Here is a 15135-nt window from a genome sequence, read left to right on the forward strand (position 1 = left end):
TGAACGGGCAGGGGGTTGACGGGTGGTCAGGGAATGGGGAGGGGCTCGTAGTCGAACCAGTCGAAGTGGACGGTTCCGGTCGCGGCGTACATGCCGATGACCCTGCCGGTGAAGCCTCCGGCCACCTCGGTGGAGAGGTGCCGGCCGTCGAGCGGGGCGAGCACGCTGAACGTGCCGTCGGGCTCCTCGATGCCGAAGGAGAGGGTGTCCGGCCCGGTCCGCGCGTCCCGCGAGGGTGTCGGGGTGATCTCGACGCCGAGCACCACCGCTCCGGCGGGCAACGGCCGGGAGGCGATCTCGGCGCGCAGCGAGCCGATGCGGGCGAACACCGTCACCTCGCCGGCGGCCGCCTCGATCTCGTAGTGGTGCTCCTCGTCCAGGCGTACGGCCAGACCGCCGCGACCGTCGGCGGGGTCGATCAGTGTGCGGGCGCGGCAGGTGAGGTGCTGCTGGCGCCGGCCGACGAACACCGCGTCGTTCTCGTCGAGTGAGGCGCCGGCGGCGCGAAGGGTGAGCCAGCCGGATCGTTCCTTCGTGGTGCAGAGCCGCTCCGGGCGCTCGCGCGGCGAGATCCAGAGGGGCTGCAGCTCGGCGTGGTCGAAGTCGTCCCGGACCGGTGCGGCGGGGGAGGGGTGGAGCGGCCAGGCGGGGGTGGGCAGTTCGGGGGACGGCTCGCCGACGACCGGCCAGTCGTCCACCCACTCGACCGGGGCGAGGAAGGTCTCCCGGCCCAGTACGTGCCAGCCGGGGGTGCCGCCACGCGGCCGTACGCCGAGCAGGACCATGCACCAGGAGCCGTCGGGAGCCTGTACGAGGTCGGCGTGGCCGGTGTTCTGGATCGGGTGGGCGGTGCCGCGATGGGTCAGGATCGGGTTGGCCGGGCACGGCTCGAACGGGCCGGAGGGGGTGCGGCCGCGGGCGATGGACACGCCGTGACCGCGTTCGGTGCCGCCCTCGGCGATGAGCAGGTACCAGTACAAACCGATCCGGTAGAGGTGTGGCGCCTCGGGAGCCAGGGCGCCGGGGGTGCCGGACCACAGCCGGTGCGGCTCTCCGAGGGTCTCGCCGGTGTGCGGGTCGATGCGGACCTGGGAGATTCCGGCGACGGTGCACCAGCAGGTGCCGTTCTCGTCCCAGGCGAGGTCCGGGTCGATGCCGGGGACTCCGGGCAGCCGGACCGGGTCGGACCATGGACCGGCCGGGTCGGTGGCGGTGAAGAGCATGTTGCCGCCGTCACCGACGTTGGTGACGACCAGCCAGAAGCGGTCGTCGTGGTGGCGCAGCGTGGGAGCGTAGATCCCGCCGGAGGAGGGCATGTCGCGCGGCAGACGCAGCTGGCTCGGCCGGTCCAGGGCGTTGCCGATCTGTGTCCAGTTCACCAGGTCGCGGCTGTGGAAGACGGGGATGCCGGGGAAGTACTCGAAGCTGGAGCAGACGAGGTAGTAGTCGTCGCCCACCCGGCAGACGCTTGGGTCGGGGTGGAAGCCGGGTATCACCGGATTGCGGACGGTGCCGCCCTGCTGGGGCTGGTCTGACACGTGGTCGGTTCCTTTCGTGCGGTGCCGCCGGGGTGGCTGTGCGCGAAGAGACGTCTCCGCCGCCTTCGGCGGTGTGGGTCTTCCAGTGGTGGGCATCGGCGTAGCTGCCGCCGGGGTATCGGACGGCGCCCATGCCGGCGGCTCTGAGCGTGGCCATCGCATGCGTCCCCCAGGAGGTGGGGGGTGAGGGTGCCGGGTGGGGGAGTCGAACTCCGGCGATCTGGAAGGCGGGGGCGCGGCTGCGTCGGGCTCGGGCCCGGACGCGAAGCGTGGTTTCGTACGGATGCGGGCCCGCGCGGTGGAGCGCGCGAGGTCGCAGGTCGTATCGTCAACTCCCTTCGGAGCAGGCCCTGGTGAGGCGAATCAGGACGGCGGACGGAGCCGTGGGCAGGGTCAGGGTGAGTTCGGCGGTGTCCGGGTGCCAGACGGTGACGGCCTGGCTGGAAGCCGGGTAGAGCACTTCGGCACGGACGTCGGCGCCGAGCAGGTGGGGTAGGTCGAGATCCCTGACCGCCTCCGCTCCGGGGCGGCGCCAAGCGGTGATGTAAGTGGTGGCCGGGGTGCGCAGTGCCAGGGCGATCCACGGGGCATCCCAAGCCGGGAGGCCGAGCGGCCAGGCGGGCAGGGCGTGCGGCAGGTCGGCGCGGATGGACTTGTACACGGCCACGGCCTCGTGGACCAACTCCCGTGCCCCGGCGGAGAGTTCGGGGAGCCGACCGGAGAGGTGGACGCGGCCGAGGAGCGCGTTCACCATCGTGAGGGCGACCTCGTCGAGGGTGTCCCCGGGCTGCGGGTACGCCCACACGGCGCCCTGCTCCGGCGTGACGGCGGTGGGCGCCGCAGCCGCGATGGGCGGGTAGAGCAGCAGGTCCTGCTGGTCGCTGGTGGACTGCAACTGGAGCCGGGAGAGGAGGGCGTGGTCCATCCGCATGCCGCCGGAGGCGCAGTTCTCGATGACGAGGTCCGGGTGCCGGTCCAGGATGCCGTCGAGCCAGTCGAGTTGGGCCCGGTTGTGGCCGAGCAGGCCCGCGGCCGGGGCCTCCGCGGGGTGGCCGCTGGTGCCGGAGCCCGGGTCGGTGTTGTGGTCGAGCTTGAGATAGCCGACGCCCCATGCGCCGACCAGGCGGTCCACCACACCGTCCAGGTGGGCGCGGGCGGCGGGATGGCGCAGGTCCAGGTGGTACCGGCCGCCGCCCTCGTCGACGCGCCGCCCATCGCGGCGGAAGAACGCTGCCTCCGGCAGGGACTTGGCCACCGGGCTGGACACCCCGACCGCCTCCGGCTCCAGCCACAGGCCGGGGACCATGCCCCGCTCCCGGATGCGGTCCAGGACCTCGTGGATCCCGTTCGGCCCGGGGAAGCGGGAGGTGGCCGGTTCCCAGGCCCCCACGGTGCTCCACCAGCCGCCGTCCTCGTCGTCGTACCATCCGGCGTCGTTCACGAAGTACTCCGCGCCGGCGTCGGCGGCGGCGTCGACCAACGGCAGCAGCTTGGCGGTGGTGGGGTCGCCCATCAGGCAGTTCATGTAGTCGTTGAAGACGACCGGCAGCCGGTGGTGGTCGGGATGCGGGCGCCGCGTGGCCCGGCGGTAGCGGGTGAGGACGGCGAAAGCGCCGTCCGGGCCACCGTCCGCGGCGAGCGCGAGAGCCACCGGCACGGTGCGGAACTCGGCCCCGGGCTCCAAGGGGTGGCGCCAGCCGTGGTCGGCGTCGCCGGGTCCGTACAACGCCGCGTACGCCGTGTCGTCGCGGACACCGCACTCCCAGCGCCAGCCGCCGCCGTTGTGCTCGATCTGCCAGATCCAGGTCCGGCCGGACGCGCGGTCCGTCAGGCCACCCATCGGCAGGTGACCGCAGCTGGACCACACGCCCTGCCCGGCCACCACGTGGGTGCTCCGGCCGGCGCGGTAGTGGAAGCGGCCGTTGCGGGCGGGAGAGGACACCCGCAGCGGCCGGCGCTGCCAGCGGCATTCGGCCAACCAGTCGTTCTCCGCCCACAGCAGCTCGGCGCTGTCCAGGGCCGCCGGGTCACCCCCGGTGAGGCACCCCGCCACGAGCGAGCCGACCGACTCCAGGTGCAGCGTCGCCGCCCCCTCGTTGCGCAGCACCACCTCGCCGCGCAGCACCGGCAGGCCGTCCGGGGACCGGTAGACCGCCTCGGCGGTCAGTCCGGTCTCCGCGTCGTGCAGCTCGACGGTGAGCACGTGCCAGTCGCCCTCCCGGGTCGAGCGGTGGGAGCGGTGGCGCAGCCGCGCGCCGAGCGCGGTGTCGATGAGGTGCCGGCCCGACCAGTGGCGGCCGAGGCCTGCGGTCGTGACCTCCACCAGCGGCAGCGGTGCGCCGGGGCGAGGGACGGTGCCTCTCTCGCCGGGCGTGCCGATGCGGACCAGGCGGGGGGTACCGTGCTCGCCCGGACTGATCTCCAGCTCCAGGGCCTGGTGGCCCCAGCGGATCGTCGAGTGCGGGTCGGTCATGGCGGCCTTCCTCGATGGGAGAGACGGGGGCGTTCAGCGCGCGCGCAGGACCGCGCAGCCGCCGCGCGGCAGTTGGTGCAGGGGCCCGCCCGTGAGGAGGTCGTGGCCCGGCCGCGGCAGCGGTACGGCTTCGGATCGGTGGTTGAGCAGTACCTGCCAGGCGCGGCCGTCGGGGGCGTGCCGGGTGACGGCTTCGACGCCGGGCGGCAGGCCCGGCAGCTCCGGAGCGACGCCGGCCTCCGTGAGCAACCGGCCGACCAGCGCGGCGTAGCCGGCGTCGTCGAGGCGGGTGGAGAGGTACCAGCCGTGGCCGGAGCCGAAGTCGTGGCGGGTGAGCGCCGGGCTGCCGGCGAGCATGCCGTGGGTGTACGAGGCGAGCGCCTCGGCGCCCTCGGTGCGCAGGGACTCACTCCAGGAGGTGGCCGTCGAGCCGTCGGAGAGAACGACCTCCTCGTCCTGTCGCAACGGGCGGTACTCCTCGACCCGGATGCCCAGGGCCTCCCGCAGCGGCGCGGCCGGGTAGCCGCCGAGCCGGGAGTGGAGGCGCTCGTCGACCGCCCCGCTGAAGTGCTGGACGAGCAGGGTGCCGCCGCCCTCGACGTAGCGGCGCAGGTTCTCGGCGCCCGCGTCGGTGAGCAGGAACAGGGCCGGTGCGAGAACCAGCCGGTAGCGGCTCAGGTCGTGTTCGGGATGGGCGAAGTCGACCGTCGGGCCGGCGTCCCACAGCGCCCGGTGGGCGCGGCGCAGCGCGGCGTGGTAGTCGAGCTCGGACGACGGCAGGCCGTCGACCCGCGTCGCCCACCAGGCGTCGGAGTCGTGCAGGACGGCGACCTCGGCTCGGACGGTGGAGCCGGCGAGTTCGCCGAGCCGGGCGACGGCCTCTCCGGCCGCCGTGACCTCGCGGAAGGTGCGGCTGTCCGGACCGGCGTGCGGGACCATCGCCGAATGCCACTGCTCGGCGCCGGCCCGGGACTGGCGCCACTGGAAGAACAGCGCGCCCTCCGAGCCGCGGGCGATGTGGCCGAGCGAGTGGCGCAGGATCTCACCCGGCTCCTTGGCGAGGACGCGACCGGCCGCGTAGACGGTGTTGGTTCCCTGTTCCATCAGCAGCCAGGGGGCGCCGCCGCCGAAGGAGCGGGCCCGGTCGGCGCAGAAGGCGGTGTCGGCGGCGGCGTCGATGCCGGGCGCGGTGGGGTAGTGGTCGACGGCGACCAGGTCGACCTCGCGGCCGAAGGCCCACAGGTCCAGGTTCTGGTAGGCGGGCAGCATGAGGTTGGTCGTCACCGGGCGGTCGCTGTGGGCGCGGATCGCGTCGCGCTGCTCGCGGTAGGCGGCGAGCGTCTCGTCGGACCAGAAGCGGCTGAAGTCCAGGGTCTGGCCGGGGTTGTGGTGCCACTGGCTGGCGCGGGGCGGCAGGATCTGCTCCCAGGAGGTGTAGCGCTGGCTCCAGAAGGCCGTTCCCCAGGCCTCGTTGAGGGCGTCGAGACAACCGTGGCGGGCGCGCAGCCAGACCCGGAAGGCGGCCGCGGTGTGGTCGCACCAGCACAGGGTCACGTACTCGTTGTGCACGTGCCACAGGGCGAGCGCCGGGTGGTCGCCGTAGCGTTCGGCGAGGGCGCCGGCGATACGGCGGGCGGCCTGACGGTAGGCGGGGGCGGCGAGACAGTAGGTGTCCCGGCTGCCGTGGGTCAGGCGGGTGCCGTCAGGGCCGACCGGCAGGGCGTCCGGATGGGCCAGGGTGAACCAGGGGGGCGGGGAGGCGGTCGGGGTGGCCAGGTCGACGGCGACCCCGCCTCCGTGCAGGCGGTCGAGGTGGGCGTCGAGCCGGCCGAAGTCGTAGCGGCCCTCCTCGGGCTCCAGCAGGGCCCAGGAGAAGACGCCGACGGTGGCGAGGTTGACCCGCGCCCGGCGCATCAGCTCGTCGTCCTGCTTCCACACCTCCGCGTCCCACTGCTCGGGGTTGTAGTCCCCTCCGAAGGCGAGGCCGCCGAGGCGGTCGGTGAGTCGGCGTATGTCCATCGGGAAACCGTCCTCAGGTCATGGCGCGTCAACTGCGCTGCGGCGCTGGTGCGGTGCTTTCGCGGACCACCAGTTCCGGTGGCATCAGGACGAGTTGGTCCTGCGGTTCCTCACCCGCGGCCACTGCGGTGATCCTCGCCATGACCTGGTCGACGGCTACCTCCCCGAGGTCCTTCTTCGGGCCGGTCACGGCCGTGAGCTGGGGCGAGTGCTGCTCCGCGAGCGGATCGGGGCAGATGGCGATGACGGAGGCGTCCTCCGGCACGGTCCGTCCGCCGGCGCGCAGCAGGCTGAGCAGCGGGCCGATCGCGGTCTCGTTCTGCACGACGAAGCCGGTGGTGTCCGGTCGGTCCGCGAGGATACGGGCCAGGGTGCCGGCCGTGCTCTCGTATGTGCCCTCGCACGGCCGGTGGAGGAAGCGCAGGCCCCGCCGCTCGGCGCGGGCGCGGAAGCCGTTCAGGGTGCGCTCGGCGTAGCCGGCGTGCCGTCGGTAGACGCCGCTGCTGTAGCCGATGAAGGCGACGTCGCGGTGGCCGAGATCGGCCAGGTGGTCGGCGCACAGGGCGCCCGCGGTGGCGAAGTCGTGGTCGACGCAGGAGAGTCCGGCGGGGTCGTCGGGCAGGCCGATGAGCGAGGCCGGGATGTCCTTGGCCCGCAGGACCGGGATGCGGTCGTCGTCCAGTCGGACGTCCATCAGGATGACCCCGTCGGCGAGCCCCGTGGCGGCGACCCGGCGGACCCCTTCGGGGCCTTCGTCGTTGGTGAGCAGCAGGACGTCGTAACCGTGTTCGCGGGCCGCCACGGTCGCCGCGATGGCGATCTCCATCATGGTGGGCACGTGCACCTCGGTGTGGAGCGGGACCACCAGGGCGATGATGTGCGAGCGCTTGCCGGCGAGGGCCCGGGCGCCGGCGTTGGGGTGGTAGCCGAGGTCCGTGATGGCCCGTTCGATGCGGACTCTGGTCTCGTCGGAGATCGGACGCTTGCCGCTGAGGGCGTAGCTGACCGTGCTCGACGAGACGCCGGCGTGCCTGGCCACATCGGCGAGTGTCACCATCGCTCTGCTTCCTTCTGTCGGTGCCGTTGGGGAGCGGTCCCCGGTCGTGCGGCGAAGACGGTCCGCGGGGGACCGTTCCCGGGCCCCGGGGGCCTCGGCCCCCGCGCGGATCAGCCCTTGATCGCGCCGGTGAGCACACCGGCCCGCAGGTGCTTCTGTACGAACGGGTACACGATCACCAGTGGTACCAGGGTGAGGACCACTACCGCCATCTGCAGCGACAGCGGCGCGGTCTGCGCATGGGTACTGCCGAAGCCGGAGTTGACGGAACCGGGCAGTCCGTTGCCCCGGTTGACGTAGGTGAGCAACACGTACTGCAGGGGCCACTTCTGACTGTCCGTCGGCATGTAGAGCATGACGTTGAAGAAGGAGTTCCAGTAGCCCACGGCGTAGAAGAGGGCGGTCACGGCGGTGACGGCGCGTGAGGTGGGCAGGACGACGGACCACAGGATGCGCCAGTCCCCGGCGCCGTCCATCCGCGCCGCGTCGATGAGTTCGGCGGAGGTCTCCTGATAGAAGGCGCGCAGTACCAGGATGTTGAAGACCGAGACGGCGCTCGGCAGGATCAGCGCCCACCACTGGCCGTAGCCGCCGAGCTCGGTGACGACCAGGAAGCTCGGGATCAGGCCGCCGCTGACGAACATCGTGATGATCAGCAGCATCAGGACGAAACGGTGGCCGAGCGACCGGGGCCGCGACAGGCCGTAGGCGCACAGGATCGACACGGCCATGGAGATCGCGGTACCGACCACGGTGATGCCGAGACTCACCAGCAACGAGGTGCGGACGGTCGAGTCGCTGAGCATCTGGCGGTACGTCTCGGTGGTCAGGCCGTCCGGCCAGATCACCAGGCCGCCGGCCCGGTTGACGGCCCCGGGGGTGGAGAAGCTGGTCACCACGATGATCCACAGCGGGACCAGGATGACGGCGAGCATGCCGCCGAGCGTGAGGCCCTTGGCCGCCTGGCCGACGGGGGTCGGCGGCTCCTCCCAGGCCGGGCGGACGGATCGGGCGCCGCGCCGGGCGGTCCCCTTCCGCGCGTCGCGCTTTCCGCGCCGGGAGCCGATGGTGAGTACGTTGGTCATTTTCGGTACAACCCGTCCTCGCCGAAAGCGTGCGCCAGCCGGTTGGCACCCCAGATGAGCAGCAGCGAGACCACGCTCTTGAAGAGCCCGGCCGCCGCACCGAAGCTGTAGCCGCCGCTGGCGATGCCGTAGTAGAAGGAGAAGGTGTCCAGGACGTCCGCGGCCTCGTGGCCGACCGCGTCCCGCTGGATCAGGAACTGCTCGAAGCCGACCGACAGCGCGTTGCCGAGCCGCAGCACCAGCATCAGCACGATCACCCCGCGCAGGCCCGGCAGCGTGATGTGCCACATGCGCCGGAACCGCCCCGCGCCGTCCGCCGCCGCGGCCTCGTACAACTCGCTGTTGATCGCGCTGAGGGCGGCGAGGAAGACGATGATCCCCCAGCCGGCCTCCTTCCAGATCGCCTGGGAGGTGATGAGCAGCGCGAAGGTGTCCGGGTTGGTCATGATGTCCCAGGCGCCGAAGCCGTGCTGGCGCATGAACTGGTTGAGCACGCCGGCGCCGCCCAGCATCTGCTGGAAGATCGTGATCGCCAGCACCCACGAGAAGAAGTGCGGCAGGTAGACCACGGACTGGAAGAAGTTGCGCAGCCGCTCGCTGACCACCGAGTTGAGCAGCAGGGCCAGAGCGATGGGGATCGGAAAGAAGAGGACAAGCTGCACGAAGCTGAGGTAAAGCGTGTTCTTCAGCGCGTCCCAGAACGCCGGGTCGTGGAAGAGCTGCCGGAACTGGTCGAACCCGACCCACTGGCTGTGCCAGACCCCGACCAGCGGGTCGTACTCCTGGAAGGCGGTGACCACACCGAACAGCGGTACGTAGTTGAACACCAGGAGCAGGACGGCCGCGGGCACGGTCATCAGCAGGAGCGACTTGTCGCGTCGCAGCCTGATCCGCCAGCTGAGCCGCGCCGGCCCTGCCGGGCGCTCAGACCGCGTGGTACTCACTGGCCGGTGCCGTACTTGTTGAGGACGTTGTCGGTCAGCCACTGCTTGAGCCGCTGTCCGGGGCCGGACCTCCAGTTCGCGATGGCGGCCTGCGCGTCGGAGACCTTCTTCTTGCCGTGGTAGCAGTCCTTCACGGTGTCGTTGACGCTCTGCGCGGCTTCGGCCGCGGCGATCGCCTGCGGCATGGCGTAGTTCACGCCCCAGAAGAGCGGCTTGGTGAGCGTCTTGACGTTGGCGGCCTGCCAGGCCGCGTAGTCCTTGGTGACGATGTCGCCATCCGGGTTGCTGAGTACGGCCGAGGGAGCGGCCAGGAACGGGAAGGTCTGTGGCTGGACGTCCTTCTTGCCCTCGTTCGTGAAGGTCGGCACGCCCTTCACCCGGTTGTGATGGACTCCCTCGACGCCGAAGTTGATCAGGGTGTACTCGGCGGTGCCGTAGGGAGCGGCGAGGTAGTTCGCGACGGCGAGCAGTTCCTCGATCTGAGCGGGCTTCAGGTTCGCGTTGAGGTAGCTGACCATGCTGGTGGAGGGACCCATGTAGATCACGGGTGTGCTCTTGCCGTCGGCGGCCAGGGCGTTGAAGGCGCCGCGCCGGTAGTGCGGGTCCGCGGCGACACCGGACTGGTAGTCGGTCAGGTTCCAGACGCCGGTTCCGCCGCCCTGGATGAGGGTCTTTCCGCCGTAGAAGCGGGTGGTGGCGTTGGCGTTGTCACCCGCGAGCGCGTCCGGGTGTATATACCCGGAGGTGGCCAGGCGGTGGTGCCAGTCGAGGGCCTCCAGGTACTCCTGGGTCTCGAAGGCGTGGACCAGCTTGCCGTTGTCGACCTTCCACTTCTGGGGGGCACCCCAGGCCGTGTACAGGTACGTCCACACGTCGTCGAAGGCCCACACGCCCCGCTTGGCGTCGGTCAACTCCTTGCCGAGGTTCATCAGGTCGTCGGCGGACTTCACCTGGTCGGCGGTGATGCCCCGGGACTCGAAGACGTCCCGGCGGTAGTAGACGGTTCCCGCGATGGCGAAGCTGGTGGACAGGCAGGGGATTCCGTAGAGCTTGTCGCCCCAGACACCGACCTGCCAGGCGCCGGTGGGGAGGGCGGCCAGGTGGGGGTACTCCTTGATGTTGTCGCCGGACAGGTACCGGGTCAGGTCCGCCAGCTGTGTGCCGGTCAGTCTGCCGGTGTTGAAGTTGGGGTTCCACCAGGACGGCAGGTTGATCCAGTCCGGCAGTTTCTTGGCGGCGGTCATCGTCGGGACGATGGTGTTGAAGTTGTTCCCGTCCGCCGGCTTGATGGTGAGCTCGACCCCGAGGGCCTTGTTCATCGCCTGGTAGAAGGAGTTGCCGACCGGTGGGTTGGTGCCCCACAGCGGCGTGACCGCCGTGTAGCTGCCGCCCTTGCCCGGAACGCCGGAGACACTCGTGGGCGGGGACGCGGGGTAGCTGAGGTAGGCCGGGTCGGTCGCGGCGTCGGTTCCACCGCGCACCGGGAGTATGTCCGGCTTGACCGCGCTGTTGTTCGGCACATAAGTCGGCAGAGCCGCCTTGAGGCCCTCCTTGCTGTTCGCACCGGACTTCCCGGCCGAGCCGCCGCAAGCGGACAGCAGGGGCGTCATCACGGCGGCCCCCGCGATCGTGGCGGTGGTGCTCAGAAAGCTCCTGCGGTTCAACCCGGAACTCATGTGGCGTGGCCCCTCTCCGTCAGTACGTCGAAGCGCTTGGAAGTTTCGGCGAGAGTAATGACGCGTTACCGTTTGAGCAAGAGGCTGAACAAATCCCAAAGTGGTTTGAGTACTGGGTAGTTGACAGTTTTTTCGGATCGTGTCAGCGTCGAAGCGCTTCGACGAACGATCATTGCTTCCGGCCCGCCGAGAGGTATTCCCCGTGAGTTCCGTTCCCGTGTCCGCAGCCGACCTGCCTGCCTTCCGCGATCCCGCGCTGCCGCTGCGCAAGCGCGTCGACGACCTGGTCGAACGGCTCACGCTCGACGAACGGCTCGCGATGCTGCACCAGTACGCGCCGGCCGTGCCGCGTCTGGGCCTCGCTCCCTTCCGCACCGGCAGCGAGGCCCTGCACGGCGTCTCCTGGCTCGGGGTGGCGACGGTGTTTCCCCAGGCCGTCGGCCTCGGCGCCAGCTGGGACGAGGACCTGGTACGCCGGGTCGCCGACGCGGTCTCGACCGAGCTGCGGGCCTTCCACTACCACCATCCCCCGACGATCGGCACGGCCGAGCGGGGGGCCAACTCGCTGCAGGCCTGGGCCCCGGTGCTCAACCTGCTGCGCGACCCGCGCTGGGGCCGCAACGAGGAGGCCTACTCCGAGGACCCGGTGCACACCGCCCGGATCGGTGAGGCGTTCTGCCGGGGTCTTACCGGCGACCACCCGACCTATCTGCGGGCCGCCCCGGTGCTCAAGCACTTCCTCGCGTACAACAACGAGGACGACCGCTGCACCACCTCCTCCGGACTGCGTCCGCGCGTACTCCAGGAGTACGACCTGGCCGCCTTCCGCCCCGTCGTCGCCTCCGGCGCCGCGACCGGCGCCATGGCCGCCTACAACCTCGTCAACGGACGCCCCTGCCACGTCAGTCCGCTGATCGAGGCGGAGCTGCGCCGCTGGGCCGAGCCGACCGGGCATGAGCTCTTCGTGGTCAGCGACGCCGAGGCTCCGTCCAACCTGGTCGACCCGGAGCGCTACTTCGACGACCACGTCGAGTCCCACGCGGCGGCCCTCAAGGCCGGCATCGACAGCTTCACCGACCACGGCGAGGACAGCGGAACACCGGTCGGCCGACTGCGCGAGGCGCTGGAGCGGGGCCTGATCGACGAGGCCGACGTGAACCGAGCGGTCCGGCGGCAGCTGGAAGTGCGCTTCCGTGTCGGCGAGTTCGACCCCGAGCTCGACCCCTACGCCGACACCGGACCCGAGGTGATCGACAGCCCGGAGCACCGCGCCCTGGCCCGGTACGCCGCGATCGAGTCGACGGTGCTGCTCAAGAACGACGGCCTGCTGCCGCTCGACCCGGACCGCACGCCGAGGATCGCCGTCATCGGCCCGCTCGCCGACACGCTGTGCGAGGACTGGTACAGCGGCACCATGCCGTACCAGGTCAGCATCGCCACCGGACTGGCCGGGGCCGTCGGCGCCCAAGGCGGCGAGGTGGTCCGCGTGGAAGGGTCCGACCGGATCACCCTGCGTTCGCGCACCACGGGTGACCTGCTCGGCAAGTGCGCCTTCGACGTGACCGACTGGGGCGGCGGCGCCTTCACACTGCGCGCCGCCGACACCGGACGCTATCTGAGCCTGCAGGACGACGACGCCCTCGCCGACGACCAGATCGTGATCAAGAACTGGTTCGTCAAGGAGACCTTCCGGCTCGAACCGGCCGGTGCGGACACCGTGCTGCTCCGCTCCCTGTTCACCGGGCGTTACGCGGCCGTGGACCCGACCGACGGCCGGGTGACGGTCACCGCGGAGACAGCGGACGACGCCGAGCGCTGGCAGCGGGAACTGCTGCGCGACGGCCTGGCCGAGGCGCGGGAGGCCGCCGCGGCGGCCGACGTCGCGGTCGTGGTCCTCGGCAACCACCCGATGGTCAACGGCCGCGAGACGGAGGACCGCGCGGACATCGACCTGCCCGAGGGGCAGGAGGAGCTGCTGCGCGCCGTCGCGGCCGTCCGCCCGGACACGGCGCTGGTCGTGATGAGCAGCTACCCCTTCGCCCTCGACTGGGCCCACGAGCACCTGCCCGCCGTGGTGTGGACCTCCCACGGCGGGCAGGAAACAGGACACGCGCTGGCCGCCGTCCTGCTCGGCGAGGCCGAGCCCGCAGGCCGCCTGCCGCAGACCTGGTACCGGGGCGACGACCCGCTTCCCGCCCCGCTCGACTACGACATCATCAAGGCGGGCTGGACCTACCAGTACCACCGGGCGGCCCCCCTCTACCCCTTCGGCCACGGGCTGTCCTACACCGACTTCGCCTACCGGGACCTGCGCCTGTCGCCACCGTCGATCGCCCAGGACGGCTCACTCGACGTAACGGTGAACCTGGCCAACACCGGCCGACGGGCCGGCAGTGAGGTCGTCCAGCTCTATGTCCGGGCCCTGGACGCCCGCTACGAGGCACCCCGGCTGCGACTGGCCGACTTCCGCAAGGTCCGGTTGGAGCCGGGGGAGGACCGCGAGCTCACGTTCCGGCTGTCGGCCGAGCAGCTTGCCCACTGGTCCGTCAGCACCGGCGCCTTCGCCGTCGATCCCGGCGGCTACGAGGTGATCGTCGCCCGCTGCGCCGACCACCCGGTCCTTGCCGCGCCGCTCACCGTGACCGGAGCCGCCGCCGCGCCCCGGGTGGGCGTGGGACAGCGAATCCGGGCGGTCGACTTCGACGACTACGAGGGTGTCACCGTCGTCGACGCCACCCGCTCCGACGGTGACGCCGTCACGCCCACCGATCCCGCGTGGCCCGCGACGCTCCTCTTCCGCGACATCGACCTCTCCGGGGCCGCCAGGATCGAGGTCGAGACCACTCGCGAGGGTGCTGGTACGGGCGGGGCGCGGCTCGAAGTTCGCCTGGGCGACCGGGCCTTGGCCGAGATCGACGTGCCCGTGACCGGCGACCGCTACGCGTGGACGGACACCACCGCCGAGCTCGCCGCCCCGCTCGACGGCGTGCACGACCTGAGCCTGACCCTGCACGGCGACTTCCGGCTCCGCGCCTTCCGCTTCGGCGCGGCCGACTGAGGCCCGTCGCCCCACAGACCGGCGGCCCGCCGAGGGGGGCGGGCCGCCAACCCCCGCTCGGTGCCGGTGCCGCGAGGCGCCTCGTACCGAGTCCGTTCCACTCCCGTCACCCGGCCGCCCGGAGGTGGCCCCCGCGTCGCTGCCCACGTCCGACCCCATCACCTCGTCCTCGCTCCTCCCGGAGGAAACCCATGCCGCTCACCGACTTCGGGCTTGACGAACTCATCAGCTACCGGCCTGAGTTGACCGTTCCGCAGGACTTCGACGAGTTCTGGCGGCGGACCCTCGCCGACGCCCGCTCGCACGGCGCGGCGATCAAGGCCGAACGCGTCACCTCGCAGTACGCGCTGCGCACCGTCGAGGTCGACGACATACGGTTCCCCGGCTGGAACGGCGAGCCGGTGGCCGCCTGGCTGTTGCGCCCGCGCGGGGTGGACGGGCCGCTGCCCGTCGTCGTCACCTACATCGGCTACTGCGGTGGCCGTGGGCTGCCCACCGAGCACCTGTTCTGGTCCGCCGCGGGATACGCCCAACTCGTGGTCGACAGCCGCGGCCAGGGCCATGACACCCCGGACCGGGGCATGGGCGACGGCACCCAGTGGGTCGAGGGCTTCATGACCCGGGGCATCGACTCCCCGGAGAACTACTACTACCGGCGGCTGATCACCGACTGCGTGCGTGCCGTGGACGCCGTCGCGCAACTGCCAGGTCTGGACAGCGACCGGGTCGTGGTGAGCGGCGGCAGCCAGGGCGGCGGACTGGCCCTCGCCGTCGCGGGCCTCGGCGGGGGCCGCGTGGCGGCCGTGTTGCCGGACGTCCCGTTCCTGTGCCACTTCCGCCATGCCGTGCAGATCGCCGGCGAGGGGCCGTACCCGGAGATCGCCAAGTACCTGCGCTGGCACAGTCGGCACCGAGTGGAGCCGACCTTCGCCACGCTCGACTACTTCGACGGCGTCCACTTCGCCCGACGAGCCACCGCGCCGGCCCTGTTCAGTGTCGGCCTGATGGACCCGGTGACCCCGCCCTCCACGGTCTACGCCGCCTTCAACCACTACGCGGGCGACGACCGGACCATGACGGTGTGGCCCTTCGCCGACCACGGCGGCGGCTGCGGCTCCAACCCGCCCGCCCAGCTCTCCTGGCTGCTCGGCCTCGGACTGGCGCCGCAGCTGTGACCGCCGAGCGCGGAGCGGCCGATCACCCATCGCCTACGACACCCTGACCCGAACCCCCAAGGACAGCCACCACTGGTACCGGGGCCTGATCACCGCGCACCGCGCGCGGA

Annotated in this window: 9 protein-coding genes; 2 read left to right on the top strand and 7 right to left on the bottom strand. The window is 71.5% G+C overall.

Going from position 1 to position 15135, the window contains the following annotated elements:
* Nucleotides 1-26: 26 nt before the first annotated feature.
* The 7 genes from AB0G17_RS01310 to AB0G17_RS01340 all read right to left on the bottom strand — a co-directional run bounded on the left by AB0G17_RS01310 (nucleotide 27) and on the right by AB0G17_RS01340 (nucleotide 10792).
* Nucleotides 27-1538, bottom strand: coding sequence for a glycoside hydrolase family 43 protein (locus AB0G17_RS01310; RefSeq protein ID WP_361374234.1), 1512 nt, complete (start codon nucleotides 1536-1538; stop codon nucleotides 27-29).
* A 328-nt stretch (nucleotides 1539-1866) separates the two neighbouring features.
* Nucleotides 1867-4011: an alpha-galactosidase gene (locus AB0G17_RS01315; RefSeq protein ID WP_361374236.1), complete on the bottom strand. Its 2145-nt coding sequence runs from the start codon at nucleotides 4009-4011 to the stop codon at nucleotides 1867-1869.
* 33 nt (nucleotides 4012-4044) lie between these two features.
* Nucleotides 4045-6030 (bottom strand): beta-galactosidase, encoded by a 1986-nt coding sequence (locus AB0G17_RS01320; protein WP_361374238.1) that lies wholly within the window; start codon nucleotides 6028-6030, stop codon nucleotides 4045-4047.
* Between the two features lie 28 nt (nucleotides 6031-6058).
* Nucleotides 6059-7087 carry a LacI family DNA-binding transcriptional regulator gene (locus tag AB0G17_RS01325; RefSeq protein ID WP_361374240.1) on the bottom strand — a complete coding sequence of 343 codons (1029 nt, stop codon included), beginning with the start codon at nucleotides 7085-7087 and terminating at the stop codon, nucleotides 6059-6061.
* Between the two features lie 110 nt (nucleotides 7088-7197).
* Entirely contained in the window at nucleotides 7198-8172 is a 975-nt protein-coding gene (locus tag AB0G17_RS01330) for a carbohydrate ABC transporter permease (protein WP_361374242.1), read from the bottom strand.
* Nucleotides 8169-9116: an ABC transporter permease subunit gene (locus tag AB0G17_RS01335; protein WP_361374244.1), complete on the bottom strand. Its 948-nt coding sequence runs from the start codon at nucleotides 9114-9116 to the stop codon at nucleotides 8169-8171. Before AB0G17_RS01335 ends, AB0G17_RS01330 begins: the two co-directional genes overlap by 4 nt.
* Nucleotides 9113-10792 (bottom strand): Tat pathway signal sequence domain protein, encoded by a 1680-nt coding sequence (locus AB0G17_RS01340; protein ID WP_361374246.1) that lies wholly within the window; start codon nucleotides 10790-10792, stop codon nucleotides 9113-9115. Before AB0G17_RS01340 ends, AB0G17_RS01335 begins: the two co-directional genes overlap by 4 nt.
* Nucleotides 10793-10994: 202 nt before the next feature.
* Between AB0G17_RS01340 and AB0G17_RS01345 the strand changes: the two genes are divergently transcribed.
* Nucleotides 10995-13850 carry a glycoside hydrolase family 3 C-terminal domain-containing protein gene (locus tag AB0G17_RS01345; protein ID WP_361374248.1) on the top strand — a complete coding sequence of 952 codons (2856 nt, stop codon included), beginning with the start codon at nucleotides 10995-10997 and terminating at the stop codon, nucleotides 13848-13850.
* A 191-nt stretch (nucleotides 13851-14041) separates the two neighbouring features.
* Entirely contained in the window at nucleotides 14042-15025 is a 984-nt protein-coding gene (locus AB0G17_RS01350; protein WP_361374250.1) for an acetylxylan esterase, read from the top strand.
* Nucleotides 15026-15135: the final 110 nt, after the last annotated feature.

Origin of the sequence: Streptomyces sp. NPDC023838 (assembly GCF_040639555.1) — a bacterium.
Lineage (GTDB): Bacteria > Actinomycetota > Actinomycetes > Streptomycetales > Streptomycetaceae > Streptomyces.

What these genes read in the sequence shown, in the direction of transcription:
- AB0G17_RS01315 (WP_361374236.1), bottom strand. Translation starts at nt 4,011, where the DNA reads ATGACCGACCCGCACTCGACGATCCGCTGGGGCCACCAGGCCCTGGAG.
- AB0G17_RS01320 (WP_361374238.1), bottom strand. Translation starts at nt 6,030, where the DNA reads ATGGACATACGCCGACTCACCGACCGCCTCGGCGGCCTCGCCTTCGGA.
- AB0G17_RS01325 (WP_361374240.1), bottom strand. Translation starts at nt 7,087, where the DNA reads ATGGTGACACTCGCCGATGTGGCCAGGCACGCCGGCGTCTCGTCGAGC.
- AB0G17_RS01330 (WP_361374242.1), bottom strand. Translation starts at nt 8,172, where the DNA reads ATGACCAACGTACTCACCATCGGCTCCCGGCGCGGAAAGCGCGACGCG.
- AB0G17_RS01340 (WP_361374246.1), bottom strand. Translation starts at nt 10,792, where the DNA reads ATGAGTTCCGGGTTGAACCGCAGGAGCTTTCTGAGCACCACCGCCACG.
- AB0G17_RS01350 (WP_361374250.1), top strand. Translation starts at nt 14,042, where the DNA reads ATGCCGCTCACCGACTTCGGGCTTGACGAACTCATCAGCTACCGGCCT.